The sequence below is a fragment of the Paraburkholderia sp. A1RI-2L genome, assembly GCF_048957375.1.
In the GTDB taxonomy this organism is placed as follows: Bacteria; Pseudomonadota; Gammaproteobacteria; order Burkholderiales; family Burkholderiaceae; genus Paraburkholderia.
Genome location: NZ_JARBTA010000007.1, coordinates 25,342 through 50,639, shown reverse-complemented (window position 1 = coordinate 50,639; position 25,298 = coordinate 25,342). Strand labels below are relative to the sequence as shown.

Annotated in this window: 26 protein-coding genes; 7 read left to right on the top strand and 19 right to left on the bottom strand. The window is 58.3% G+C overall.

What is annotated here, in order from left to right; genetic code table 11:
• Positions 1 to 16 precede the first annotated feature (16 nt).
• The 12 genes from PWP93_RS36550 to PWP93_RS36495 all read right to left on the bottom strand — a co-directional run bounded on the left by PWP93_RS36550 (position 17) and on the right by PWP93_RS36495 (position 10,895).
• Entirely contained in the window at positions 17 to 1,429 is a 1,413-nt protein-coding gene (locus PWP93_RS36550) for a TrbI/VirB10 family protein (RefSeq protein WP_421048350.1), read from the bottom strand.
• Positions 1,430 to 1,438: 9 nt separating this feature from the next.
• A complete protein-coding gene (gene trbG, locus PWP93_RS36545; RefSeq protein WP_421048349.1) occupies positions 1,439 to 2,356 on the bottom strand; it encodes a P-type conjugative transfer protein TrbG in 918 nt (305 codons plus the stop codon).
• Positions 2,357 to 3,130: a VirB8/TrbF family protein gene (locus PWP93_RS36540; protein ID WP_421048348.1), complete on the bottom strand. Its 774-nt coding sequence runs from the start codon at positions 3,128 to 3,130 to the stop codon at positions 2,357 to 2,359.
• Positions 3,131 to 3,221: 91 nt separating this feature from the next.
• Positions 3,222 to 4,817, bottom strand: a complete 1,596-nt coding sequence (trbL, locus tag PWP93_RS36535) for a P-type conjugative transfer protein TrbL (protein ID WP_421048347.1) — start codon at positions 4,815 to 4,817, stop codon at positions 3,222 to 3,224.
• Positions 4,818 to 4,845: 28 nt separating this feature from the next.
• Entirely contained in the window at positions 4,846 to 5,565 is a 720-nt protein-coding gene (gene trbJ, locus PWP93_RS36530; protein ID WP_421048346.1) for a P-type conjugative transfer protein TrbJ, read from the bottom strand.
• Between the two features lie 9 nt (positions 5,566 to 5,574).
• The gene (locus PWP93_RS36525; protein ID WP_421048345.1) at positions 5,575 to 6,177 is read right to left on the bottom strand and encodes a hypothetical protein; all 603 of its coding nucleotides are present in this window, start codon (positions 6,175 to 6,177) and stop codon (positions 5,575 to 5,577) included.
• Between the two features lie 19 nt (positions 6,178 to 6,196).
• Positions 6,197 to 8,731: a transporter gene (locus PWP93_RS36520; RefSeq protein ID WP_421048344.1), complete on the bottom strand. Its 2,535-nt coding sequence runs from the start codon at positions 8,729 to 8,731 to the stop codon at positions 6,197 to 6,199.
• Between the two features lie 43 nt (positions 8,732 to 8,774).
• Entirely contained in the window at positions 8,775 to 9,095 is a 321-nt protein-coding gene (locus PWP93_RS36515) for a VirB3 family type IV secretion system protein (protein ID WP_421048343.1), read from the bottom strand.
• Complete coding sequence (locus PWP93_RS36510; RefSeq protein WP_421048342.1) at positions 9,095 to 9,418, bottom strand: TrbC/VirB2 family protein; 324 nt, start codon at positions 9,416 to 9,418, stop codon at positions 9,095 to 9,097. The genes PWP93_RS36515 and PWP93_RS36510 overlap by 1 nt, the downstream gene beginning before the upstream one ends.
• Positions 9,419 to 9,460: 42 nt before the next feature.
• Positions 9,461 to 9,628, bottom strand: coding sequence for a hypothetical protein (locus PWP93_RS36505; protein ID WP_421048341.1), 168 nt, complete (start codon positions 9,626 to 9,628; stop codon positions 9,461 to 9,463).
• Positions 9,629 to 9,636: 8 nt separating this feature from the next.
• Positions 9,637 to 10,644 carry a P-type conjugative transfer ATPase TrbB gene (trbB, locus tag PWP93_RS36500; RefSeq protein WP_421048340.1) on the bottom strand — a complete coding sequence of 336 codons (1,008 nt, stop codon included), beginning with the start codon at positions 10,642 to 10,644 and terminating at the stop codon, positions 9,637 to 9,639.
• A complete protein-coding gene (locus PWP93_RS36495) occupies positions 10,641 to 10,895 on the bottom strand; it encodes a hypothetical protein (protein ID WP_421048339.1) in 255 nt (84 codons plus the stop codon). Before PWP93_RS36495 ends, trbB begins: the two co-directional genes overlap by 4 nt.
• 255 nt (positions 10,896 to 11,150) lie before the next feature.
• Here PWP93_RS36495 and PWP93_RS36490 point away from each other — a divergent pair, with 255 nt between their 5' ends.
• The 7 genes from PWP93_RS36490 (at position 11,151) to PWP93_RS36460 (ending at position 19,405) form a co-directional block, all read left to right on the top strand.
• Complete coding sequence (locus tag PWP93_RS36490; protein WP_421048338.1) at positions 11,151 to 11,699, top strand: toxin co-regulated pilus biosynthesis Q family protein; 549 nt, start codon at positions 11,151 to 11,153, stop codon at positions 11,697 to 11,699.
• Positions 11,696 to 13,372, top strand: coding sequence for a pilus assembly protein PilN (locus PWP93_RS36485; RefSeq protein ID WP_421048337.1), 1,677 nt, complete (start codon positions 11,696 to 11,698; stop codon positions 13,370 to 13,372). The genes PWP93_RS36490 and PWP93_RS36485 overlap by 4 nt, the downstream gene beginning before the upstream one ends.
• Before the next feature lie 13 nt (positions 13,373 to 13,385).
• Positions 13,386 to 13,973, top strand: a complete 588-nt coding sequence (gene pilP / locus PWP93_RS36480) for a type IV pilus biogenesis protein PilP (protein WP_421048336.1) — start codon at positions 13,386 to 13,388, stop codon at positions 13,971 to 13,973.
• A gap of 1 nt (position 13,974) precedes the next feature.
• Complete coding sequence (gene pilO2 / locus PWP93_RS36475) at positions 13,975 to 15,234, top strand: type 4b pilus protein PilO2 (RefSeq protein ID WP_421048335.1); 1,260 nt, start codon at positions 13,975 to 13,977, stop codon at positions 15,232 to 15,234.
• 5 nt (positions 15,235 to 15,239) lie between these two features.
• Positions 15,240 to 17,006, top strand: coding sequence for an ATPase, T2SS/T4P/T4SS family (locus PWP93_RS36470; RefSeq protein ID WP_421048334.1), 1,767 nt, complete (start codon positions 15,240 to 15,242; stop codon positions 17,004 to 17,006).
• Complete coding sequence (locus PWP93_RS36465; protein ID WP_421048333.1) at positions 17,003 to 18,124, top strand: type II secretion system F family protein; 1,122 nt, start codon at positions 17,003 to 17,005, stop codon at positions 18,122 to 18,124. Before PWP93_RS36470 ends, PWP93_RS36465 begins: the two co-directional genes overlap by 4 nt.
• Positions 18,125 to 18,367: 243 nt before the next feature.
• Positions 18,368 to 19,405, top strand: coding sequence for a CAP domain-containing protein (locus PWP93_RS36460; RefSeq protein ID WP_421048332.1), 1,038 nt, complete (start codon positions 18,368 to 18,370; stop codon positions 19,403 to 19,405).
• Between the two features lie 166 nt (positions 19,406 to 19,571).
• Here PWP93_RS36460 and PWP93_RS36455 read toward each other — a convergent pair whose 3' ends face one another.
• The 7 genes from PWP93_RS36455 to PWP93_RS36425 form a co-directional block, all read right to left on the bottom strand.
• Positions 19,572 to 19,811, bottom strand: a complete 240-nt coding sequence (locus PWP93_RS36455; protein WP_421048331.1) for a hypothetical protein — start codon at positions 19,809 to 19,811, stop codon at positions 19,572 to 19,574.
• Positions 19,812 to 20,431: 620 nt separating this feature from the next.
• Positions 20,432 to 21,721, bottom strand: coding sequence for a shufflon system plasmid conjugative transfer pilus tip adhesin PilV (pilV, locus tag PWP93_RS36450; protein ID WP_421048330.1), 1,290 nt, complete (start codon positions 21,719 to 21,721; stop codon positions 20,432 to 20,434).
• A gap of 10 nt (positions 21,722 to 21,731) precedes the next feature.
• The gene (locus tag PWP93_RS36445) at positions 21,732 to 22,211 is read right to left on the bottom strand and encodes a hypothetical protein (protein WP_421048329.1); all 480 of its coding nucleotides are present in this window, start codon (positions 22,209 to 22,211) and stop codon (positions 21,732 to 21,734) included.
• Positions 22,211 to 23,179 (bottom strand): ATPase, T2SS/T4P/T4SS family, encoded by a 969-nt coding sequence (locus PWP93_RS36440; RefSeq protein ID WP_421048328.1) that lies wholly within the window; start codon positions 23,177 to 23,179, stop codon positions 22,211 to 22,213. Before PWP93_RS36440 ends, PWP93_RS36445 begins: the two co-directional genes overlap by 1 nt.
• Positions 23,180 to 23,247: 68 nt before the next feature.
• On the bottom strand, positions 23,248 to 23,727 hold the full coding sequence (locus tag PWP93_RS36435) for a type 4 pilus major pilin (protein WP_421048327.1): 480 nt from the start codon (positions 23,725 to 23,727) through the stop codon (positions 23,248 to 23,250).
• 64 nt (positions 23,728 to 23,791) lie between these two features.
• On the bottom strand, positions 23,792 to 24,250 hold the full coding sequence (locus tag PWP93_RS36430; protein WP_421048326.1) for a lytic transglycosylase domain-containing protein: 459 nt from the start codon (positions 24,248 to 24,250) through the stop codon (positions 23,792 to 23,794).
• A 1-nt stretch (position 24,251) separates the two neighbouring features.
• On the bottom strand, positions 24,252 to 25,232 hold the full coding sequence (locus PWP93_RS36425) for a hypothetical protein (protein WP_421048325.1): 981 nt from the start codon (positions 25,230 to 25,232) through the stop codon (positions 24,252 to 24,254).
• Positions 25,233 to 25,298 lie beyond the last annotated feature (66 nt).

Genomic DNA, 25,298 nt, shown 5'->3' with positions numbered 1-25,298 from the left:
CGCATCCGTCCCCGCCCTACTCTTGCCCCTCCGTCTCATTCCACGCCCAGGGCTGCGGAAAAACCATATCTTTTGTCACGAGGATATTGAATCGCGTACCCGGATCGGTCGTGACGGTCGGCTGGATATTCAGGTAGCGCGAAAAGAGTTGCGTGCCGGCCTGCCCCAGTTGCTGCCCGAGTGCCGCCGCGAGAGTCGAGCCTGCCGTTGGCGCCCCGTAGCTGCCGTTCGTGGTCGTCTGAGGGGTTTGCGATAGCTGCGCCGCCGCACTGACGACCGACATAAACACCGCCGCCTTGATGATCGGCCACATGTGATTGTTGACGTCGCCGGTCAGGCCAGCGAAGCCCTGTTCGTCCGCACCGGGCATGCCCTGGAGGTTCAGGCTCGATCCATCGGGAAAGATGACGCGGGACCACACGACGAGCACACGCGACTGCCCAAAGGAAACCTGCGAATCGTATGTCCCGACGAGCGTGGAGCCACGCGGGATCAATGTGTATTGCCCCGTTACCGTATCTTTCACGTTCTCACGCACCTGCGCGCGCAACTGTCCGGGTAAGTCCGAGTTCATCCCGCTGACCATGATCGCCGGAATCAGCCAACCCGCGTTAATCGTGTATTGCGATATCGGCCTGGTTACAGGCTGGAGCAACACATTGTTTATCTGCGCAGCGGCCTGTGCGTCCTTGAGAAACTGCTCCTTGCGCACCTGCTTGTTAGGGTCATCCGACGACGCTTGAACAGGCGCAGGCTGACCAGCGCCGACTCCGCCCGCACCACCGCCAAGCGACGTCAACCGGTCCGCCACTTTCTGAAGCGCAGGCGACAAGCCACCGCCTGCTGACTGATCCTGTCCCGAGAGCGATGAGTCCGCGCCACGCTGGAGCGCTTCCGTCCGGAGATTCTCTGCCCGCTCTGCCGCCATTTGCGCAGGGCTTTTCTCGCGCGGCGTGCCGCGATCCGGGTATCCCCCGGACAACCCTGGCACCTGCCCAGCACCAGCGCCCGCAAGCGGATCACGACCGCCGATGCCAGGTACCCCGGAACTGGCGAGCGCTGCCGATGCCGCACTGGCCGGTAACGGCATTCCCGCAGGCGCACTCGCATCCGGGAAAGCGGTGCCCGATGCGCTCGGCACGCCGTCCGGTGCTTCCGCGACAGCCTTGGGTGTCGTGCCGGTCATCGTCATAGGTACGGATTTTTCATCCTGCTTCTTCTCCGCCTTGGCGGGATTGTCGTTGATGCTCATGATCGCGAACAGGATCAACGCAGCGATCCCCGCACCACCGAAGATGATGGCGTTCTTCACCTTCGGATTCAGCCGTTTATAGTTCGCGGGCTTCGCCTTGAGCGAACCGCTAATCGCGCCTGCGCGCTGCGGCGCGGCGTCGAACGACGGTTCCTGCTTGTTCTCGTTATCGCTCACAGTCGCCCCTTACCAGTTCCAGTGCTTGGTCTTGTCCCAGACGATGGTGACTTTCGTAACGTCCTTGCCGCTGCCAAGGACCAGCACGGCACGACTGAACAGCTTGTCCACGATGAAGTAATTCTCCTTCACACGATAGTTGACCATCGTCGCCGTGCCCGAGTCGTCCAGAACGAGCAAGGTCGGCGTTTCCGTTTTGTCCATCAGCTCCGGTGTCTGGATGAACACCTGCGTGCCATCGTTGAAAACCCGCTCGGGTCGCAGGCGCGAATCGTCACCGCGGATCGTGTAACCGAAGTCCAGCTTGTTCACGTCCATAGCAGGCAGACGCGCAATCGTGCGCGCATCGTCGGCATGTTTGACCGCCGCCGCCTTGTCGCTCGCTTCGTCCCAGTCGTGAACCAGCTTGTTCGGATAGAAGAAGCCGATACGATTCATGTAGTTCGATTCGGTGTCCGACGAGACCAGTTTTAGATCGTAGACCCGTCGATTCGTGTAGAGGATCGCGTTCGACTCGATACCCGTGAGCTTTGGCTTGAAAACGATGTGCTGGACAACCTTGGACGGGTCGCTATCGTCGCCCGACGTCGCCTTGTCGATGGTCCAGTTTGCTGTATCTCCACGGGTGTCATGCAAGAGACGTTCGCCCGGTTCCAGTGTCACGTCACAGGCGCGACGGATGCCACATACAAGGCGCGGCTGATATTCGCCATACGGATAGAGCAAGGTGCCGTCGTCGCTCATGATCGGGCTGATGTTGCCCGTCTTCTGCCACGCTTTCACCGAGTCCATGATCGCCGCGTCGAGGTCTTCGTACTTCTTCGCGCTCGCAGCCTGCACCGCCGTTCCACTAGCCATGACAACAAGGGCAACAACACCCACCATGCGCCGAATCTTCACTTCCACGTTCCTCGATAGATGCGTCACTTAAAGCTCCTTCGTCCAGCTAAGTGTCATGACGTAGAAGCCGGCCGGATTCATCCGAAGCGATTTCTCGTCGCTCACGACAATGATCTTGTCACCCAGATGCCCCTTGAAACGCACAGGGTTGCCGCGTGGTTTGCCGTCGAATCCGATTGCCTGTTCGGTCCATTCGACTTCCCAGTTGCCTTCGGACAGCTTGAGCGCATTCACCACCGTGACGTCGACCGAATAATTCTTGTTGATGACCAGCGGATTGTTGTCGCCCGACATGTGAGCATCAACGAACGCACGCGCTGGCGAATCGTTCGGCAGGCGCATGTATGCGCGCCCCAGGGACTTCTTCTGTGCGTTGTTGTCTGCGATTACCGTGCGCAGGTTTTCGATGAAGTCGTTGACCTCCCGATACTCCTGCGAGGCTCGCGTCGTCGCCTGATCGCTCGTCGCATCGCTCACGACGGTCGAGCGTCCCAGATGGTCAACGGCAATCGGCACCGGGAAGACTTTCGGAAGCGTCGCGCAGTAAATCATTCCCAGAACTGCGAGGCCCGTGACCGGCAACTGGAAAAAGAAAGCGCGTCGCCAGTTCGCCGCGTGCGCCGACAACCGCATCATCCGGTCGTCCCACTGCATCCGCGCGATGGTCCAGGGCGACTGCGCACCGGCATGCCTAGCACGCTCCTCGCCTCCCAACGCTCCTTTGGTCGATTCGACCAACACAGCAAGAGCCCCGTCTATCGCCCCGTCCGACGCGCCCTGTTTTGCTCGTTTCTTAAACATCGCTCTGTATTTTCACCAGTGAAAACAACAAGAAATATTGTACGCATAATAGTAGACGGACGCGCCGTCTACTGCAATAACTATTGCGTAATTAGTCTTGCATGTTGATGTGCATCGAGCCGCTGTTATGCGCGTCCGGGACGAAGCTCTTGGCTCTGTCGAAGTGCTGACCCGTCTGGGCCAGAAGGTCTCGCGCCCTTTGAGTGACGGTCGGTTTATTGTCCGTGTTTCCGCCGTTCTGGTTCGGGCTGTCCATGCCCGGTGCGCTGGGTTGACCGCCGATTGCCGCATTGCTTGCATCGCCGCTCGGTGTTGGCGTCGGGGCACCGCTAGAGGCCGCTTCGCCTCCGCTACCACTCTGGGCTGCGCCCGCAGAAGCCGCGCCCGACGACGCCCCTGCCGAACCAGCGCCGGTCGCGTCACGGGCCGCTTTCGCTGCCTCGATATTGCCTGAGAGGTCGATGGGCGAACGACCACCCGCGCCGGCGGCGGGAAGGTTCATCAGAGCCTTGGACTGGGGCGTAGCTGGGGACATGCCAGAAGGCATATCGCCTCCAACACGCTTGGCTGTCTCCATCGCTGAGCCCCCTGCGCCTCCGCCTGCGCTCGAGAGCGATTCCTTCATTGAGCCGCCGCTCGATGTGGCTTGACCAAGCGCATTGCCGATGTTGCCTGCCAGGCTTGACAGCGCGCCCATGCCTTGCGAACCCTTCCCGAGAAGATTGCCAGCCATCTGTGCGCCACCGAGTACCGCACCGGCACCCATCGCAGCAGCACCACCGACCGAGGCACCGAAAGCCGCCATTTCATTCGCGCTCATGGAACTGGTACCGCCCATGATCGCAGACGCCACGCTTGGCGCAAAAAACCCGAGAAACAGAGTCAGGACACCTGCTGCCATCATGGCCAGGAGCGGCCCCATATTCCCCGTCGTGGAATCGTTGATAGACGCCTGAAGCTGAGGAACAAACGATGACACCACGCCCGCAATCACATAGATGACGAAGATTTTTACCCCCGTGGCCACTGCACCCTGAAACTGCTTGATCGCCCAGTCCCGCGTAAAGGACAGGGCACCGCCTGCGAGAAGGATCGGCGCACATGCCAACAGCAGGTAGTAGTGCAGCAAGGCAGCGAACATCTGCAAACCCAGCACTGCGAACCCCATCACGATAAGCAACTCCGTGACCACCACTGCAATACCGATTGCAGGGTCACCGATCATCGTCCAGGCGGAAGTCCCGTTACTGATCTGGACAGCAATGTCGACGCCAGCGCCGATCATTTGCGACGGGTTCAATGTACCCAGTCCGCTCGCTTTCCCGCCCAGCGTTTCAAAGCCGTGGATGATATTTCCCAGCACAAAGTCTGGCTTCTGGATTGCCCACAGAAAAAAGCCCCATGTCATCATCGACGTAAGCAGAATTCCAATAATCCTGATCGGACCTTCTTCCCCACCGGACAGGACAACTTTCCGCATCTTCATGAACAACTCGACCAGTGCGAGCGTTCCAAAGACATTCAACGCTGCCGATTGCGTGGCTGTCACCCAGTCCTTGCCGGAAGACTGCATCTTGTCCAGCAGGCTCTGCATGATCTGCAACTGCTGTGTCCCGTCGGTCGTCGCGTGTGCGAGTCCGGGCAGAAGCAGCGCAAGCGCCACAAATAGCAATAGGTTTTTTTTCAAGATCGTCACCCGTCGATGTACGCTGTTCTTATTGCGAAGTATTCATGCCCCGCCCCTGAAAGTTCATCAGGGTCGATGTACGGAATTGCTGGGCTGCACCGGCCTGCTGATCCTGCCTGGCCTGCTGCCCGAGCAAGTACGCGTTGTGCGCCTGATCCTGCGCGGCCATCAACTGCGTCAGACGTTGAAGCTGCTCCACCTGATTGACTGCGATCGCATTTCCGACCTGCAACGCATCCATCTGGCCGACCGCGTTCTGCCCTTTTTGCCGCAATGTGTCAATCAACGCACCTTCGCTCTGAATCTGGCTCACGGTCATGCCGCCCGCGTTCAGCGCGTTCTGGATCGACGACTTGGTTGTCGTCCCCCAGTTGACGAGATTGTTCAACAGGCCCGCGCCGTTCGTTTTTGCATATGACGGGTAAAGCGACTGAAACTTCTGCTCGATGTTCGTGGCGTCATAGCCGAGAGCCTGGCCCGTATTCACAACGTCGCGCAGATCGGACAGCATGCTCATCGCTTGCGCCCAAGGGGTATTCGGATCGGTCACAGCATTCTGAATTTCAATTTCAAGCTGCTTCGCCTGTTGGGCTGTCTGCTGCACCAGCTCCAGATTGTTCATAAGCTGCGTGACTTCGGTAGACCCACCCGTACCTGCCACTGACCCGGCATCACAGACCGAACCCATGATCCCGAACAGAAGAACTCCAAATGTGAGACGGTAAGCAAGATTCATCTTGTTGTTCATGTGAGTCTCCTAGTGGTTCGAGCCTGAGCCTGGAGGCGTGCAGTTCACGTAAGGAATGGACAGCACATCGGCGTACTTGCTGTTATCCGTCATGTCTTTCTGGACGAGCGTCCATTTAATTTCGTCGTCGCTGTCATACGCTGGGTTCCAGGTTCCAGCCGCAACGCGCGACGGCTTTAGCGCGTTTAACGTGGCTCGCCGCAGCGCGACCTGGCTTTGTGCCAGCGGGGTGTAGACGCCATGCCCTTCGTAGACTTGCCAACCGACAAACGCGTCGGTTGATCCGAAACTGGCACCGGGAGGCAACGGCACATCGAGATTCATCGTTGCAGGTAGCCCGTTATCGTAGCGGCCAGCAGGCGAGTAAAGCCCGCCGTTGTACGCATCCCAACCGCCCTGGAGGTTCAGAAGGTAAGCAGCGGTCTTGTCCGGGTTGTGCATGCCAACCCACACCAATCCCGGTTGCCCAGGCTCACTGATGATGACGGTATCCCGAAGATGAATCGACCCATCGCCCATGCAAACCAGTTGCGCGGCGGCGTTAGCGGTCCCTACAACCGCCAATGACATCGCAGATGCACAGAGCACACTTCTTATGATCCGGTTCTTCATTCTGTTTCTCCTTGCCTTGTCAGGCCGCGTACTTTTCGAGAATGTATTGGCTATGATTCGATGCAAACTGGTCGTACTGTTCCAGCAGAGAGTCAGAAACACCACGTTCCTTCATCCACTCACGCACCCAGCGACGACCATACTTGTTCCTGAGGTTCTTTGCGTGCTCCATCGACTCAATCCCGGCAGTCGCCACAAGCGAAAGCGCAACCTGTCCCAACTGCAATTCGAACAGGCGTCGCCCGTTGGGCGAAAGGAAGTAGTAGTGCCGCTTCGGTGTGGCCTTTGAGATAAGGAAAATCTGGCGACCGTTCAAACCGAGCGACCGGTAATAGTCGATCTGGGTCTCAGTGTCGGCATCACGGTTCGGTAGCAGGATTTTGGTCATGCAAGCCGAATAGATGGTGTCGCGGATGGGCGACGTATGAACGTCGCCAATTTCCTGGGTCGCAAACACAACCGAAGCATTCGACTTGCGCAATACCTTCAGCCATTCACGGATCTTCTGCTGAAACAGTTCATGTCCCAACATACGCCAGGCCTCATCGAGAACGATCAGCACTGGCGAGCCGTCGAGTTGACGCTCAATGCAACGGAACAGATAGGTCATCACCGGCACAAGGTGCTTGTCGCCCATCGACATGAGTTCGCCCAGTTCAAACACCATAAAATGCGTGGACGCAATGGTGTCTTCTTCCGAATTCAACAGGCCCTTCGCGCCCGAGCCGGTCGTATAGTCTTCGATGATTTCCGAAATTTCCCGGATCTGGCATTCAGCAGCGAAGTTTTGCAACGTGCGCTGTCGCTTGTTTTCGTAAGCGGCCAGCGCCTGAATAGTGCGACGCACTTCCTTTCTGATTTCCGCCGTGATCGTCTGCTTGTTGAGCACCAGAATTTCTTCAATCCATGACTCCGCCCACACACGCTCGCTAAGCTTGTCCACGTTCGCAAGCGGCGCAAATCCGATGGACATGTCTTCGCCGCGAACGTCGTAGTGGACGCCTCCCATTGCCTGATTGAGAACGAACGACGAATAGCCAACATCGAAGCAGAACACCTTGGCGCGCGGATAACGGAACCACTGCGCCATGATGAAGCCGAGCGCCGTTGACTTGCCCGCACCCGTAGGGCCGATCACCAGCGTATGCCCGACGTCGCCAACGTGCAGACAGCCCCGGAACGGCGTACTTCCCGCACTCGCTGCGTAAAACAGCGGCGGAACCTTTCGCTTCTTCGGCGGGTAGCAGTCTCCGATCAGCGGATTCGGGTTTTCTTCCGGGCCTTGCCAGATTGCGGTTGTCGGGAACAGATCGGCAAGATTGAGCGTATGAATCGGCGTGCGCCGAAGGTTTTCGTAGCCGTGACCTGGCAGCGTGCCAAGAAATGCCTCCACCGCATTCATTTCCTCATCGCGCACGACGAAGGACTTTTCACGCAGCGCTTTCACCACAATGTCCGCATACTTGGCCAGCAGGTGCGGATCTTCGTTGTAGAGCACGACCGCCGACGAATACAGCCCGAATCGAACTTGATCGCTATTGCATTCCTGCATGGCAATCTCAGCGTCCTGCGCCATAGCGACAGAATCGAGGTTGATCGGGCCGTTGGGATTGTTTGTGAACTGAGCGACGAAGCCGCGAACGGACTGCCGCCACTTCTTGCGCTTGCTCTCCATCATGGCAAGAGCTTCTTCCTTGCTGAGATAGATGAAACGCGTCGACCACCGGTATTCCACCGGCAGCGTGTTCATGATGTGCAGAATGCCCGCATGCGTACCTGCGGGAGGCATCTCGATACAGATGGTCTTGATGAACTTCTTGCCCACGCGAGGCATCACGCCACCCGAGAAATCCTGATGACCGATGTACACGTCCAGTCCCATCGCGCCGTCCTGCGGCACGATAACGTGTTGCCTGATCCCCGTAGCACACCACAACATGAACGCAGCCTGCGGATCGAGCATGGCATCCCGATTGGTTGCCGTGTTGTGGACCATCACCGGTTCAAGCATCGACATGGATTCCATCTCGATGCGAAGCTCGTTCACAATATCCGCAACGGTCTTTTTAAAATGTGTCAGGTGTTGCCGTCCGATAGGACCAGCCTTCTCCTTGATGTCATCGCTTTCTTCGAAAAGCATGCTTTTCGCCCGCGTCTCCATCAACGTCGGCGGAAGATACGTGAATGTGAAGATGTACTCGCCTTCGAAGTGCATGCCTTCTTCGTTGTACTGACGGCGGCGCTCTTCGTCAATGAATCTGCTGACAGGATCGGGGAAGTAGCCCTCATCCGCGTAGCCCGAACTCTCGATGCGGTGGCCGTTGCAATGGATCATCCAACCCGCGCTCAGGCGCAGCAGCGCCGAGTTGATCCGCTGTGAGATTCCCTCCAGCTCATGCAGCGTTGCTGACTCGGTGTCTTTTCCGCGATACATGAACGACGACATGAGTTCTCCGCCCTTGCCCAGCACAACTCCTGCGTCGATGATCCCCGCATACCGCAACAGGTCGGAGTAACCGAACAGTTTGTCTCGAAACTCGCTCTGAAAAAACATGCTTCCCTCGCATTGAAAAGGCCGGCGTTGCCGGCCCCTTGATTCATTTGAAGTCGTAGACCTGCGGTGTAATCGAATGAATCCGGGCGTGCGCGGGGTAGTAGCTCTGATACTTGAAGTGCCGCCGCAGAATCTTCGACATGTTCGGGTCCGCGTCGCCCATCCGCTTTGCGACAAACAGAAGCGCGACGGTCAGGACAATCCCGATAATCAGCCCAGGCACAATGCCGAAGCCGCCGATGCAGGCGAAGCCCGTACCAATGCCGAGCAGATACGCGGACAAGGTGAGTTCGCGCTCACCCCCCTGCATCATCTGGGGACGAGCGAGTGACCTGTGAACGGGCCTGACGGGTAGCTCGTCCATCAGCACGAAATGGCGGACGGGTTAATCATCTTCACCACCGACGCACCACCGATCAGCAGCGAAATCGCCATCACGATGGACAGCAACGTCTTGGTCATGCCAGTGAGTTCTTCGCCCCAGACCATCTTTGCTCCCGCGCCGAAGAACGAAGCCACAGCAATGGCAAACGCGGCCTTGCCGGTCAGGGCCGTAGCGATGGAACACATTGGCGAATCCCACGGCATGGTGACGCCGGTAGCGAATGACGAGGCCGCGTAGGCGTAAAGGCCGATGAGCAGAGTAATCTGGAGTTTTGCGATACGACTGATGGAAAAGCGGTTCATTTTGCGTGATCCTTGAATAGTTCAATTAATATTGTTAATGCGTTAAACAAAGCGGCGTCGAGTCGTTGCCACCCCCTTTTTAATCGCTACCCGGATCGGCGCGCGCCAGCGCACAATCGAGAACATCACCACCGAAGCAAAGACGGCGGAAATGCCAAACATGCGGGCAATATTGGCCCCGACCGCGGGCGTACAAACCAGTTGGACCATATGGACTCCTAGCAAAGTTTTTCGACGTTAAAACGATCCCGCCCGCTGTCATAGCCGTGGATTCTGGACACGGCAGTGACCTTGCGACCGAACCCGAACTTCTCGATATTGATCACCATGTGAACAGCATCGCCAATCAACGCTCGTTGAGGTAGGGTTGATGCCTCCTGCACCAGGACGTCCAGCCGCGTAAGCGCATCCTCCGGTCTTCCGTCCGAGTGCAGCGTACCCAGACCGCCCGAGTGGCCCGTATTCCACGCCTTCAATAAAGTGAAAGCTGCGCCGTCTCGCACTTCCCCCACGCAAATTCGATCCGGGGTATGTCGCAACGTGGCCTTGAGAAGATCGAGCATCGATGTGAAGTCCGACGTTCGCATGAAGACCACTTCATCAATGGCGCACTGCAATTCCTCGGTATCTTGAAGAATGACCACGCGATCATTGGGCGTTTCTTCTTCAATGGCCTTCATAACCGCGTTCAAGAGCGTCGTTTTCCCCGAGGCCGTTCCGCCCGCCACCAGAATGTTCTTGTGCTCACGCACTCCGACGCGGATTGCCTCTGCCTGTTCGAACGTCATGACGTTCGCTCGCACGTAGTCTGTGAGGCTCATCAGCACGCCCGCTTTCTTGCGCAGCGAGACGAGTGGGCGTGCAACGACAGGCGGGAGCATCCCAGAGAACCGCGAGCCATCGAGCGGAAACTCACATTCCAGCACCGGGTCTTGCGCACTCACGGTCGTACCGACAAAGCTCGCCACGACGCGAATCAGTGACGCGACTTGCTGTGGCTTCAAGACCATCGGCAACTTGACCTTCTCCTGGCCCGCGCGACGCCACCAGATTGACGAATCCGGGTTGATGTTCAATTCCTGCGTCAGCGGATCGTTGAATTTCTCGAGTAGTTCCGCGCCAAGCGTCTGCGCAATGGTCTCTTTCAAACGCCGGTCGCGGGTCTTTTCGGACTCGCTCATTCCGGACAGATCGACTGCGGTATCGGGCGTCGACAGATCGCTCATGCCGCCGCCTTTGCTTTTCGCTTGCGCGACTTCACCGGCCGATCCTTCTCAAGATGCCGTCTGATGAAGCTACTGACGGTAGGCACCGTCGAGTGAATGCCGTTCGATTGCAGGAAAGTGACGATCTGCTGGAGGCTGTACCCGCGCCCGCGCAAAGTCTTGATCTGATCCTCGAACGGGCGCAAAGGCGACGGCTTTCCCCGGCTCTTGGCCGGCGTCTGCTTCATAAATTCATCTACAGAAACTGTCATGGTCTCTTTTATCGTCTGGACACGGGCGTAGCGCACATCGACCGAACACCCGCCCGCGTTTTCACTGGTGAAAATGCATACAACCAGAAGCGAAAGTACGCGAGCGACACAACCTGTCGAGAAATTATGCAATATATGTTGAAGTCGCACAAGGAGCGCTGCATAATTCGTGCGTAATGCAACGGCTAGTCAGCGGTGCATACAATGAATGTTGTTGTCTGTACCACTGGCAACTTAACCAATAAGGTGTGTGCAATGAGGAATCTCGTATTTGCGCTCGCGCTGTGTCCTGCCGTGAGCCACGCTGCGCTCCTGATGGACGGCGGGGTGCAGAAGGATACGACGGCTCCGCCCATCGCGGGCAAAGCCGTCATTGTTCCGGACGCGCCCCACGCGGCCATTACTCCCGCTCCCGCCGCGACCAGCTCGGCGCCTCCGCTGCTGACGCCTCACCCGGCAGCGGCAAGCGCATCCACGAAGCTGGCTGCTGTGATAACCGAGGCTCCCCCTGCCATCGGTCCCGCCATCGAGCCAACTCCAACTCCGGAGATCCAGTTTCAGCTTCGCGCAGGGCAGTCCCTTGAAATCCAGTTGATGCAATGGGCCAAGCAGGCCGGATGGACTCTCACATGGAACACGCCGGATGACTGGATTGTCCCCGGCGACAAGACGTTCGGCTCGGACTTTGTTCAAGCCGCTCAGAGCGTGTTCGAGAACTTGGGGAATAACGGGGCGGATATTCGCGCTGACTTCTGGGTTGGCAACCGCTCCATCGTCGTTGACCAGGCGGGAGCCATTGAATGAAGACCACCTATCGAAATGCCACCGCATTGACCATCATCGCCTCGATGCTCTCTGCTTGCGGCGTTCCGGAGATTTATCACCAACAGTCGGCGCTCACCTCACAGGCGAAAGACAGCATTGCGACCACGCCTCGCAGCCGTCCTATCGTCGTGATTCACGAAGGCTCTCTCCTGATGGGTGAAAAGGTTCGCGCGAGCAAGGCACAGCCTGAAATCTTCGATAACCCTGTCGAATTCCGCGAAAAGCGCGCTCTCACCCTCTCCGAAATTGCCGCCTGGATCGCGCAAACCGTTCACGTCCGTGCGGAAGTGGACCCCTCGGTGCAATCCACCACGCCAGCGGGCACGAACACCCCCATTGCCGCGACAACCGTGTCGAATGGTCCGCTGCCATCCAGCGGTTTCAACGGCGTTCCTGCGCTATCTACCGCGCTTCCCGGCATTGCACCTTCCGCACCCACCGCATCGTTCGCGCCGGCACCGAAATCGTTCCGGTATTCGGGCGACTTCGCCGGTTTCCTCAAGACGGTCGAAGCGCAGTTCAACGTCTACTCGCGATACCGCGACGGCGTTGTGACGTTCTTCCGAACCGAGACCCGAACCTTTACTGTGCCGACCCTCGATGACACGGCCACGATGGGTGGTTCAATCACGACAGGCGACAGCCAGGGCGCATCAACCACCCAAGGGCCGCCGGGGGGCTCGACTACACCATCAACGGCGGGTAGCGGCAGCTCATCAGGCAGCGGTGGACAAACGATGACCCTGCACCTTCAGGCTTCGCCGTGGCTCACCCTGCAAGCCACGGGTCAAGCAATCGCCGGTAATGGCGCAACCGTCGTTGCAGACAAGAATCTCGGCATCCTAACCGTCAATGGCACGCCTCCACAGTGCGATCGCGTTGAAGCGTGGATGAAAAGCCTCACAGCCCAGTACGGCAAACAGGTTTCCATCTCGGTCGACGTCTATCAGGTCCAGGAAACGCACGAAGAAAACTACGGCATGAACCTCAAGGTTGCATACCTGAGCAAGAACGGGCACACGGGCATCACGCTGACCGGCGCGCAGGCACCAACTGTGACGAGCAGCACGACACCCATGACCTTCGGCGCGACCATTCTCGGTGGCACCCTTAGCGGCACGAGCGCGACGATTCAGGCGCTATCGTCACTTGGCAACGTAACGCAGCTTGTCTCGCGTGCCGGTGTGACCCAGAACGGCAAAATGCTCGCACTGCAAGTCGCGAAGAGCCAAGGCTACGTGCAATCGACCTCGACCACGCTTGCAGCGAGTGTCGGCTCATCGACGTCGATCCAGACTGGAACGCTCGTTCCCGGCTTCACCAGCAGCTTTATCCCGAAGGTTATCGACGGACGAATCCTGATCGACTTCGACATGACCCTCTCGGACCTCATCAGGCTTGACACCTTTACGTCCGGAAGCGGCACAAGCCAGTCCAGCGTGCAGTTGCCGCTGGAACAGATCACGCGATTCCAACAGTCCATTGGCTTGAAGCCCGGTGAATCGCTCGTTCTGACCGGCATGCGGCAGCAGAACACAAGCACGACCAACAACGGCGTCGGAAGCGCCTGGAATCCGCTTGCCGGTGGCGGCGTCGATGCTACTTCGGGCAACACCATCATCGCTGTCGTTATCACCGCAAAACTTCTGTAAGAGGCTACACGCCATGAAAAAAGCAATTGTCATTGCCATTGCCGCTCTCTTGCCCCTCATCACCGAGGCAGCAGCGCCGTTGGTAGCTACGCCCGCCACCCTGCCCGCGAGTGCCACACCGACAACCGCCGCTACCGCCATGCCGGTAGCAGCCCCGCCCGCGATGCCGGTTGCAGCCGCGACCGTCGCGCCGACGACCATGACAAACGGCGCTGTAGCGGAACCCTCCGTCGATACCGGAAGCGACCGCCTTTCAGACCTGCAGAAGCGCATTCCGCTGTTGAAGGCGCAGGCCGAAATCGCAGAACTGGAAGCACGAATCCGCACAGCAACCGCGGTGAATCCTGGGGCCACGGCTCCTGCAACGTCGCCCTCCCCAATTGTCGTCACTAGATCACCGAACGCGTCGATGTCTTCCGGCATCGACCTTCTTTCTGTTCGCGGATACAAAGGTCAATACACGGCATCGCTAGTAATCAACGGCGATGTGGTTCAGGTCTCGCCGGGTGACTCGGTAGACGGCGGCTGGATTGTGTCGGCCATTACCGGGTCGGAAGTCCGACTGACGCGCAAAGGCGCAACTCGCGTCGTGAGGATGTAACGTGACCGACACCGTAACCCTTCCAGGAGTCAAACACACCTTCGCGGTCGGTATGACGTGGCGTCACGAAGATGCCATACCGAAGGAAAAGCAGTTGCGCGCCTTGTCTGCCGAAGAAGGCCAATGGGGAATCGTTCGCACAACGAGCACGGGAGCGATTCAGGTAGCTTTTTGCGAGCCTGTCTCGGGCATGCGCGCGCACAATCTGAAGTCGCTCGCAGCCGTCGTCGCAGATCACCACCCGCAACCGTGGATGGGTCTGTATAAGCTCGCAGACGACCGATACTGGTACATCGCAGTGCGGGACGGTCAAGCCGTCATCCCTGGCGGGGATCGTATCGGTACATTCCAGGAAATGGCGCGCGTGCGTGATGCTCACGTATCCGCGCATGGCGAATGGAAAGAAATCGAAGGTACAGCAGCCGACCTCGCAGAAATGGCGCAGATGACGCCCAGCGCGAAGCCGCTAAGGGATATGCAGTCGTCTGCATTGGCCCTGTACGCAAAGGTCGGCTTAGGCACTTTCCTGATTGGCGGTCTCGGCCTCGCCAGCTTCCTTGCATACCAGCATTTTTCCGACGAGACGAACGGCAATACCGGCGCACTGAATACCTCGCGGCCACAGGCGCAGACTGTCAACGTGCAACCGCCCTGGTTGCACGCGCCGATGCCTTCGGCCGTTTTCGAGAACTGCCATCATGCCTGGAGTCGGCAAGACCTCGCGCGAAAGGGCTGGACGCTCACGGGTTGGACATGCACGTCCGCATCCAATGCCGTCTCCATCGCCACAACGTGGGGCCGCAGTGGCGGTCTGGCTGTTGACGCGCCTGGCATACTCTCCACGGATGGTGAAAGCTCGACTGATACAACTACCGAGCCAGCCACCTACGGCGCGCCATCGCCCCAGACCACCCTTGAACCCGCCGCGCGTCGCATCATCTGGTCGCTTGCACAAAGTCTCGGTCTGACTCTCAATCTGTCCGCGCAAACTCCGACCGCTGCGACGCTGCCGGGAGCAGCCCAGCAAGTGCCGCAAGTGCCCTGGATCACCATTCCCGCGAAATTCACATCGGTCGCGCCACCCTGGAGCGAATCACCCAGCGCCTTTGATGCTGCCGATGGCCTGCGCATCAGCAGCGTTGCATGGGATTCGACTTCGCGCGTTTGGGCGCTGGGCGGCACGCTCTACGCGTCCCGTCCCGTGCCCGTGCCCGCGCCTCGTCCACAACAGCGACCGGCAGCAAAAACGGCAGGAGCCTGACAAAAATGAGCGTTCTTAAAATTCGCGGAAAAGAGCCCTTGTTTCAAGACGATACGGCGGAAAAAGTCGCATCACGCGCTGTAAAGCCAATCACGGTCCCGGAGCTTCCGCGAGACCTGCAGCAGCATGTCGTCTATCGGCGCACGATGGGGCGTGCGTTCGGTGAAGTAGCGGTTGACCTTGGCCTGCTCACGGCTGCTCAGGTAAAAGAACTTCTGTTCCATCAGCAGGACGACGGCGGCAAGATTGGGGAAATCGCCAAATCCCTCGACATGCTCAACGACGAGCAGATCGAGCAGGTTCTTGGCGCGCAGGCGATGACGGTTCACGTTGACAGTCGCCACAGTTCGTCGCCGTCTTTCCTTACCTGGATCAACGACGTTTCGAAGTGCGGTGCCGCGCCGAATATCGTAAAGCACACGGCGCAGGAACTCGAAGCGCTCCGTCAGGAGAACGCAGCCAGCGCAGATGAGGGTGACACCGATCTTGCTACGCTCAATCTCGGAAAGCGCATCATCCACGACGCGGCGGCGATGAACGTGTCCGATCTTACGGTACTCATCCGCGAGACCCATGCGGAAATACAGATGCGAGTCAAAGGCGACAACAAGCTCGCGCCGTCGTACACGATGCGCCGTGAGGAAGGGCAGGCACTCATTCGATCCATCTACAACGGCCTGACAACGACGAAGGCAAGTTTCATCCCTAACGAGTTTCAGGATGCCAATATCCACGGTGACGCATTTCCGGGCACAGGCCTTTCGAGCATTCGTATCATTCGCGGTCCTGCATATCCGGTCGATAGCGGCGGTGGTTTTCTAATTGCGCGTCTTCAATATCGGAAGCATGCGAGCCGCTCGACAACGCCCACACGGCCAGTCGCACTCAAAACTCCGCACAAGCCTGCTGGTAAGTTCCATGTACCGGGCTTCACTCCTTTGCAATACCGACTGGTTGAAGAACTCGTTCGCGTTCCGATGGGCGTCATTGCTGTCACCGGTCCGACCGGTAGCGGCAAGACCACGACGATTTACGAAATCATGAAGTATCAGGCGCAGACCGCGCCAGAAAAACGCCAGATCACCATCGAGAACCCGCCAGAGTATCCCTATGACTGGGCGATCCAGCTCGCGGCCGGCGACGATGATTTTCGTGAATTCCTCCGCTACGCGCTTCGTATGGACCCTGACACGATTCTGATGGGCGAAGTGCGAAAGGCCGACGAAGGTGTCGCGGCAATGCAAGCCGCGCTTACCGGCCATACTGTCCTGATGACTGTCCACGTCACCGACCCATACAAGACGCTCACACGGCTGGAGGGACTGGACAAGGATCGTTTGTCGATGGCGACCATCTGCGATCATGAACTGATCGTCGGTTTGATGGCGCAGCGAGTCGTGCCAATTCTCTGTCCTGAGTGCGCACCAAGCCTGCATGAGCGCGACGGATACCTCCCGCAGTACCTGATGAACACGCTGGCTACGTGGGGCGATCTCAAGAAGGTAAGGGTGCGCGGACCCGGCTGTCCCACCTGCAACCATGACGGCATCGTCAGTCGCGAAGCCGTCGCGGAAATCGTACTCACGACTGAGGAATTCATGGCAGATGTGGTCAACCACGGCCTGCTCGCCGCACGCCGCAATCAACGTATGCGCCCTGGGGCTGACAAGTCCATGCTGGGTAATGCAATGGACCGCGTTTTCGCTGGTGAAATTGATCCGGCCGATGTTCAGAAAGAGATGCGAATCGTAGAAAAAGGAGATGGTGTATGAACGGGCTTTTGGGGGGATTCATAAAGCGTGCGGAGAAAAAGCCGACCGCAATGCGCGCAAAGACTGCCCAGACAAAGGCCCCAAAGCTTTCTTGGGGATTGCGCAAGCGTCTGTATCGTCAGACTGCAAGCCAGCTTGAAAACGACGGCGTTTTGCCGAAAGTGCTTGAAGACTTCAGGGACCGACAAACTCGCCGGAACCGCAAGCAAGCTGCCGCAGCGGTCCACCATATCTATCGCCAGGTGAGAGACGGCGCAACGCTCGTTGCCGCTATGGACAGCAACCTCACCGACCTTGAGCGCACGCTGCTGGGTTCGGGAGAGACGGCCGGCAAACTCGCGGAGTCCATGAATCTGATCCTGCGCACTCGCGACATGACCGACCGCATGACGCGCGCGCTGGCCGGGAGCCTTTTCTCGCCGGTCACCTACGCCCTCGCCCTTTACGCCACGCTGGTCTTGTTCGGAGACTACATCGTCCCGCAGTTCGCCTCGACGGCACCGGTCAGCAAATGGACGGGCTGGGCATACGCGATGTACCTGCTCGGCCAGATTGCAGTCGGATGGACAGGCCCGATCCTGCTGGTTCTACTGGTTGCCGCAGTGGGCTTCACGTTGTGGGCTATGCCGCGCTGGACAGGACGCGGACGAACCTTCTGTGACCGGTATGTGTTTCCGTTCACGATCTACCGCGAGATTGCTGGATTTTCATGGCTCGTTGCATTCGCGACGCTAATCAGTGCAGGAGTACCTAACGTCGACGCGCTTGAGACGCAGCTCGCGACCGCATCTCCCTGGCTTCGATCCCGACTACTTCCGATCAAGGCGGGCTTGCGCAACGGTCTGAACATGGGCGCAGCCATGCGTATGTCGGGGTACAACTTTCCGTCGCTCGATCTGATTGACGAGGTAGCCGCATACGTCGATTACGCCGACTTCCCCGTCAAGATCAAGAACGTGTGCGACACGTATGCCGTGACGCTTGAACGCATGCTTCTGTTCAAGGGCATGGTCCTCTCCGCAATCTTCACGGCCATGATGTTCGCCATGATGGCCGTCTTGCAGTTAGGCGCGAACGAGCTTTCCAGTATTCTCTCGACCTCCTACGGCAGCTTCTAGGACGGCAGGCATATAGGCCACATCAAGTCTCGCAATCGTTTGCCGTAAACCTAAACGATGCAGAGGATTTTCAGATGGGAAGCCCTCTTACCAAGCCGCACAAACAACAAATTGTTCAATATTTGTTGCAAGGTGCGTATAACGCACCTACAATACAGTTATGGTGAATGCACTGCTCCACCCTGTTTTGAGCAAGGCGCACCGATCTGAAGTGACGAAGGATTCCCAACCGGAGAAGATAGCGTGAACAAAGAAGTAAACAAGTCCATTAACGCAGCGAAGTTCCTGACCTCCATCGCGTTCTGCGCTGCCCTCGCGGCCTGCGGTGGTGGCGGTGGTAGTGGTGGAAGTAGCTCGCCCGCCTCGACAGCACCCGCAAGCGCGCCGGGTGCGGCTAGTTCGCCTGCACCGGCCAGTTCGCCGGTGACGGGCACTCAAACGACGCCGCAATACGCAGCTAACACCGCGCCACTTGCGATGTTTAATCAGGTGAACGCCTACCGGCAGCAATGCGGTTTCCCGGCAGTCCAGCAAAACACGGTTCTCGATCAAGCTGCACAGGCGCACGCGATGTACCTCGGTCTGAACAGTGTCGTATCGGATACGGAAACGGCTGGACAGCAAGGATTCACGGGTGTCAGTTACCTTGATCGTGCTGTTCATTTCGGATTTCCGTCTGCCGCGATTGGCGGTGGCGTGAGCGCGAATTACTACACCAATTCGACGCTCTCGGAAACGCAGTACGGACAGAATCTGGTGTACGCATGGATCGCGGGCGTGTACCACGCGCCGGTTCTGTTGACCCCGGTTACGACGATGGGTGTTGGCGAATATGAGACGGCGATCGGCGGCTTCCCGGCTGCATGGGGATCGTTGAGCCTTCTGAATCCTTCGATGCAGCAAGTAACGACAAGCGGACCCCTGACATTCCCGTGCCAGGGCACGACCGGCGTTCCGTACAAGGATGCCGCTGAATCCCCGACGCCGCCGAATACATCGGGCGCATGGGGCACCCCTGTCGTGGTAATGGGCAACGCTACCGATACGATTGTGCTGCAATCCGGCACGATGACGGACCCCTCTGGCAACGTCATCAACCTGCAACTGCTCGATTCGGCCAACGACCCGAACAAGCTGATTCAGCCGTATGAGGCCGTGGCTTATCCGGCTACGCCTTTAGCTCCGAACACCACGTACACGGTAAACGTGACCGGCACGATGAACGGCAACACCTTCACCAAGCCGCCTTTCACGTTCACGACCGGGAACATCGTCGGGTAACGAAACCGATCATCCAGCCAAAGGAAAAGCCCCACATTCGCATGTGGGGCTTTTTTGTTTGGTTCCGCAGTCAACAATATCTTTTTCTGCGTAATCCCGTTGGTCACTCACGCGACTGCCCGCGAAAACGCCCCACGCGCTTTGCGCGCGTTGGTTGGGGCGTTTCTCAGTTTGCGCTGTAATTTGATGGATACGACGGTGTTAGCTGCACTCCATCGACACTTCCGGTAGGGCTTAACGCACAGGCACCAAAATAAGTGTTGTAGAGCGTTCCATTAATATCAAACTGCGGGCCTGTGTAAGTACCGAAATACCAGGAGTCCACCGTGTCGGCTGATAGCGGTAGCCCCATACCTACCCGTGCATTATTTATATCGGTGTTCCCAAATGGATCATCGACCGCCATCGTCGGCCAATTCCAGTAGTGGTCGGTATTTGGACCCCACACTATTTGGGAAAAATTCTGGTACTGAGTAAACTGTGAACCGGCCACACCATGCTGGGTACTAAAACCATTGCCAGAAACTGTGACCGTCCCGCTTGCGGCAGCAGCGGTACAAATCGCGGCTGGAGTCTGCTGCGGCTGCGCATTACAGGAATAAACCCACGCGCTACCGTTCCAGGTGGGACCGCTCGCAAAGCCGTACTGACAGGTATTCGGTCCTGGCGCAGGGGGTATCTGGCAGGATAGACCGACCCACGCACTACCGTTCCATGAGGGACCCGTTATCTCCTGCCAGCCGTTCGGGCATGACGGCGGCGCTTGATAGTTGCACTGCGGCGAAGTCCATTTAGACCCGATCCACTGCGACCATGCAATGGTTGTCCAACCAGGGGCGCTTGAGCACATTGGTTGCGGCTGTGGCGCTGCCACGATGGCGGGCGTGCAGGTAGCGTCCTGATAGCCATACGAGCACCGAACTGGCTGCGCGAACGCCGGATGAATTGCGCAGATTAGCACGGCCCCAACCACCAGTTGCCTTGGCATCCTAATCATTTGTTTTGCTTTCCTCTTAATTATCTTAACTAGTAGGAACAATAAGTCGTTGCCACGCCCCACCCCCCCACGCCATTGCCGCTTCCGTCGGTGAAATAAACAGTCCACGGCCCCGCTCCCGCCACCGAAATGTTTGCGGCTGCGGTAGGGTCGATATAGATACTCTGATAGTCGACAAGAATCTGAGGCGTCCCGCCACCCGAGCACGTAGGCGCTGGCACGCCCCAACCGTTCGCTACCGTGTAATAGCCGTAGCGCAGCGCGGTTCCGCCAACCGGGAGCCACACACCACGCTGGCAGGACAGGATCAGTCCGGAGCCGTCAGCATCCCCCGCGATGCCAGTACCCGAGCACGCGGCTCGTGGCCAAGCGACATTGCCAGGCTGCACCGTGCCGTTGGCTACCACGTTGCCGCTCTGGTCCACAGAGAAAAGCTGCGCGTTCCACGGGCTGTTGACGAGGCGGAAAGTGCCGTTGAGGCTTTCGAGGTAAATGGTTGACCCATTTGCACCTGTCAGACCGAGCACGCCACCCTCGCCAACCTGATTGAACGAGACGACCGTCCCGTTCGCGAGCGTTACCGATGGCGCGGCTTTCGAGCCATTAGAGAGCGCCTGTAGCGACTGCGTACTGATCTGGTTCGCGCCGGTGATGTTGTGAGCCGTGCCGCCTACATCTGTCATCCCCAGATCGGTCTGCATGTTGTTCAGTTGGGGCTGACCCGGCACGCTTACCCGATAGAGGTAACTGTTGTTATTTGTCGCGTTCGTATAGGCAAGCAAAGATGCCAGATGACCACTACCGGGGTTTGTGTACCCTGCCAGCGGCACCTGCCACCCTCCGAACGCTCCATAAGCCGAGGTCACGTTGAACGCGGAACCAAGCTGCGTGGCGTAGGGAACGAAGCCGCCCTGTGCTCCCGCCTGCGCCGCAATCTGCACGAGCTGCTTGACGTCCGAAATTGCCGTGCCTCCCTGCGACGTCACAAGTGCCTGCAACTTCCCGGCTACCGGCTGGAGTACCTGCAACTGCCATGTCTGCCCATAGGGATTGGTCGTCCCATAGTTGGCTGGAAGGTAGCCCGCTGCGACGAGCATTGCTGTGGTGATCGTCACTGGCGTGGACGCGGTAGCGACGGCAGCGATGGCCGTTGCATTGTCCTGGGTGTACTGTGAAGCCGCCTTGCTGTAAGTAGAAAGCTGTTGGGCTGTCGCCGCGATCTTGACGTTTGAGACACCCATCTTCGCGTAGTTGAAAAACCCAATCGTGCCGAGCATCGAGAGAGTAAGCGCGACCAGATAACCGTAGATTGCGTCCATTGTTCTTTACTCAGTTTTTGGTCTGGACCCACTCAAGCAGCGACGCCACCGGAATGGACTGCGGGACCGTTGTGACCGAGCCGGTCAAAGCATTAACGGCCTGACCAGCGACGAGAACCTGATACCAGGCCGCGTTGCCGCCGCTATCGCCGCTTACCTGTGAAATCGCACCCGGGGAATTTGGCGCGTAGGCATAGACGTATCGTCCACCGGGCGGTCCCGCTGTCGTAATGCAGCCGCTTCCAGTCGGCGCGATTACGCCAGCAGGCAGCACAACCGGCAGGTTTGCCGAAATCACGCCCGGAGCCGCATACGCCGCTTCAACGCAAGCAGCCGCATACGTCTCAACAGTCTGCGCGTGGGCCAGTGCAGCCGTCTCCCTTGCCCCCGAGAAGCCAGCACCCGGACCCGAGTTGGTCATTTGCTGCATCTGCATCGTCAAACCGACGAAGAACAGCGACGTGAAGATCGGCAGCAGCATGTAGCCCATCAGATTTTCCCCGGGACGTCCGAATTGACTACACGCTTTTGCCTCACAATTTCTGAGGATAACTGTGCATATTCAGCAACACGCAGATTGTTCCGGATCGCCGTCTCGCTAATCGATCCGGAGATAATCAGAGGCTCAACAGTAAGTACCGTCTTCTCCGTCGTGCCGAACTTCGAGCTTGACTTGCTTTGATGGACTACGGCGGATAGCGACTCCCCGATCAGACTTTCATCAAGCCCCGCCTTGCGAACCATGTTTTTCAGGCGTTCAAGCGACGATATGACGTCGTTTCCGTGCAGTGTGGCTGTGACGATATGACCGCTCATACCGGCGAGTACGGCTTCCGCAGCAGCATCTTTGGTGCGGATTTCGCCAAGCATGATGATGGTCGGCGCGGCACGAAGAAGATTGTTGATGGCCGGACCAATATCAGCCTCAGACTGCACTTCTGTCTGATACAACGTACCAACGACATCGCCATTTTTGTAGACGCCTTGCAACATCATCTCGATGGGCTTCTCGATGGTGACTGCCGTACCGCCGAAGCGCTTGAGCCTTGCGACCACCCACGCGCTTTGTGACATGGACTTACCGGCCGCCGTGCCGCCCGTAAATAAATTCAGCCCGCCCTTCATAAAGCTCTCTGACAACAACGCCTCTTGCAACCGTGCTGGAATGCCGAGCAGTTCGAAGGGAATGGGTTCATCGAGCAGGCGACGGCATACGAACAGATCGCCAGATACCGTCTCCAGCCGTGTCGTGCGCAGCGAAACACCCATCCACTCCTGTCGGAAGTCGATACCCGTTCGATGCTGCGCCAGCTCACGTCGCAGCGCGCTTACTTCGCGCTGGCCTTCCGGCTCGATCTCTCGCCTACGCCTGTCCGATGGACTGACCTTGAACCATGCGTCTCCATCAGGTTCCAGATAGAGGTCCGAGAACGGCAAGTCTTTCAGATCCCTGTGCATGCTCTTTGCCTTCGTGAGCGAGGCCGAACCGCGCTGTGCTGTCGCAAGCCGGTAACGGCCTGCGCGTCTTACTGGAATGCAACCGTAATGGTCAACGACGTGCCACATGCAGCGCCTGCGCTGTTTGCGTCAGGTTGATTCGTCGGCGTGAATACCGTTCCGCCAACAGTGAGCGTCACGTAGTCATGAAGTGTGCTGACGACGCTTGCGCACGACTTAGCGGTCTCCGATCCGCCACCGCCGAACGTCACCGTACCGATGGTTGCATTGTTCGAATTGCCGAGCGTCACAGGGTTGCCCCAAGCATCGACCACGGCACCCGCGCGAACCATCGTGTTAGGGAAAATGCCCGCCGTAATCAAAGACGCTTCGTTCGCCGTCGTGAAGTTGGTATAGCCGTTCGCGCTTTGAACGAAGCCGCCGCGCGCGTTCGTCACCAGTTGCGAAATATCACTGCTCACGCGGCTGGCCTTGTCGCCGCCGAACGCGCCGCTGGCGACCGCCGTGACGCCTGCCAGTGCAAGCAAACCCAGAATGACCGCGACCACCGCACCAAAAATTCGCTCCATGACACCCTCTTAATATGAAAATAAAGTTTGAAAATTCTGCCGGTCAGCGGGCTTGCGCCGCTGTAGCTGGATCAATGGCCAACAGCCTGCTGTACACCTTCTGCACGTATGCCACACGCTTGCCAGGCGTTACGGCGTTGTATGCGCCGACTGCCTCCCATGAATTGCCCAACTTCGCGATGTTCTGCGCGAGAATCCATGTGCCCACATATGCGTTCGTGCAGGCATCAAAGAGGTTCGCTTCTGAGACACCGTACTGGGCAAGTTTTGGAAGCCATGCTGAGTTGATTTGCATGAGTCCAATGTCACGCGTCCCGTTGCGGTTGCGGCCCACCCGCGTTGGATTCATGCCCGATTCCTGCACGGCAATGGCCCTCACCAGTGAAGCGTTGACGTGATGAAACGCCGCCGCATTGTCGATGCAATCCGCGTTCACGCCCGCCACGTATAGACACGCGATCACCCCGACAGCCGCATGTATTTTCACGGGACCGAACGCCATATCAATGCACCGCGTCCATTACCGTAATCTCGCGCGTCGCCGTATTCACCCGGAAATCCAGCCCCGGAACCAGATCGGACACCGTGCGAATTGCGCCCATGAAGTCCCCGTTCAGGCTTTGCCCCTGCGCGATCAGATACGGGTTCGATGCGGTCCACTTCGGCTCTTTCCACCCGGCAGTGCGCGCCCAATCGGTCAGCGTTTCCTTGAGCGTCCGATTCGCCGTGAGGGGATAGGCCATCGGCATTGCCGTAATCTGCGCGGTAACAGGTGCCGGCATGATTGCCGCAGCCACAGGCTTCGGAGTTGATGCGGCCGGATCGCTGTCTCTCATCAACTGGTCGATCATCGCAACCGCGTTGTCGCCCGTGATGACCTTTGCTCGCGCCATGTCGAGCACCCGTGCAATCATCTTCATCTGCTCGATTCGTTCCGCCTGCGCCGTAACCTGCGGCTGCACAGGCGGCGGCGCAGGCTGATCGAGCGCGTTACTCGCGTTCGACTGCACTAACTGCGCGTACGCAGCAGGAGTGCCACGGGCGGGCGTGCCCAGGGTCAGACGAACAACACACGAAAAACCCTTCGGACTTTTCATTACCTTACCGTCAGCCGAGGTTGTGACGACGCTTCCGTCGACCCCGTTGTCCAGCAGCCATGCCTTGACGTTCGCCGCGCGCCGGTACGCAATTGAGTCGCTACTATCGCCCGCGTCCCCGCAAGCGGTGATTGTGATTCGGGTTGCGTTCTGCGCGTTGTCGAGCATGTTCGACAGGGCGCGCAGCGCGTCACGCGAAAAGCCGGCGCTGCGACGCACGAATGGGACCGTGACCTGTTGTGTTTCGCTCTGCATGGCCGACATATCGGGCATGGTGCGGATCAGCGCACTGACCGGAGCGGGAGGCGGATTGTCGACCACGTAGTACGAGGCGTGCGCCAAGGACGCGAAGGACGTCAACGTGGCGAGAGCCAGAGGCTTGCGCATCTTCATTCCCTCAAAAGAAATCTTGAATCGGTGCGTAATAATACAATATTTCATGCACAGCGCACG

What these genes read in the sequence shown, in the direction of transcription:
- PWP93_RS36540 (WP_421048348.1), bottom strand. Translation starts at nt 3,130, where the DNA reads ATGTTTAAGAAACGAGCAAAACAGGGCGCGTCGGACGGGGCGATAGAC.
- trbJ (WP_421048346.1), bottom strand. Translation starts at nt 5,565, where the DNA reads ATGAACAACAAGATGAATCTTGCTTACCGTCTCACATTTGGAGTTCTT.
- PWP93_RS36525 (WP_421048345.1), bottom strand. Translation starts at nt 6,177, where the DNA reads ATGAAGAACCGGATCATAAGAAGTGTGCTCTGTGCATCTGCGATGTCA.
- PWP93_RS36520 (WP_421048344.1), bottom strand. Translation starts at nt 8,731, where the DNA reads ATGTTTTTTCAGAGCGAGTTTCGAGACAAACTGTTCGGTTACTCCGAC.
- PWP93_RS36515 (WP_421048343.1), bottom strand. Translation starts at nt 9,095, where the DNA reads ATGGACGAGCTACCCGTCAGGCCCGTTCACAGGTCACTCGCTCGTCCC.
- PWP93_RS36510 (WP_421048342.1), bottom strand. Translation starts at nt 9,418, where the DNA reads ATGAACCGCTTTTCCATCAGTCGTATCGCAAAACTCCAGATTACTCTG.
- PWP93_RS36505 (WP_421048341.1), bottom strand. Translation starts at nt 9,628, where the DNA reads ATGGTCCAACTGGTTTGTACGCCCGCGGTCGGGGCCAATATTGCCCGC.
- trbB (WP_421048340.1), bottom strand. Translation starts at nt 10,644, where the DNA reads ATGAGCGATCTGTCGACGCCCGATACCGCAGTCGATCTGTCCGGAATG.
- PWP93_RS36495 (WP_421048339.1), bottom strand. Translation starts at nt 10,895, where the DNA reads ATGACAGTTTCTGTAGATGAATTTATGAAGCAGACGCCGGCCAAGAGC.
- PWP93_RS36490 (WP_421048338.1), top strand. Translation starts at nt 11,151, where the DNA reads ATGAGGAATCTCGTATTTGCGCTCGCGCTGTGTCCTGCCGTGAGCCAC.
- PWP93_RS36485 (WP_421048337.1), top strand. Translation starts at nt 11,696, where the DNA reads ATGAAGACCACCTATCGAAATGCCACCGCATTGACCATCATCGCCTCG.
- pilP (WP_421048336.1), top strand. Translation starts at nt 13,386, where the DNA reads ATGAAAAAAGCAATTGTCATTGCCATTGCCGCTCTCTTGCCCCTCATC.
- PWP93_RS36470 (WP_421048334.1), top strand. Translation starts at nt 15,240, where the DNA reads ATGAGCGTTCTTAAAATTCGCGGAAAAGAGCCCTTGTTTCAAGACGAT.
- PWP93_RS36465 (WP_421048333.1), top strand. Translation starts at nt 17,003, where the DNA reads ATGAACGGGCTTTTGGGGGGATTCATAAAGCGTGCGGAGAAAAAGCCG.
- PWP93_RS36455 (WP_421048331.1), bottom strand. Translation starts at nt 19,811, where the DNA reads ATGGCGGTCGATGATCCATTTGGGAACACCGATATAAATAATGCACGG.
- pilV (WP_421048330.1), bottom strand. Translation starts at nt 21,721, where the DNA reads ATGGACGCAATCTACGGTTATCTGGTCGCGCTTACTCTCTCGATGCTC.
- PWP93_RS36445 (WP_421048329.1), bottom strand. Translation starts at nt 22,211, where the DNA reads ATGGGCTACATGCTGCTGCCGATCTTCACGTCGCTGTTCTTCGTCGGT.
- PWP93_RS36440 (WP_421048328.1), bottom strand. Translation starts at nt 23,179, where the DNA reads ATGCACAGGGATCTGAAAGACTTGCCGTTCTCGGACCTCTATCTGGAA.
- PWP93_RS36430 (WP_421048326.1), bottom strand. Translation starts at nt 24,250, where the DNA reads ATGGCGTTCGGTCCCGTGAAAATACATGCGGCTGTCGGGGTGATCGCG.
- PWP93_RS36425 (WP_421048325.1), bottom strand. Translation starts at nt 25,232, where the DNA reads ATGCGCAAGCCTCTGGCTCTCGCCACGTTGACGTCCTTCGCGTCCTTG.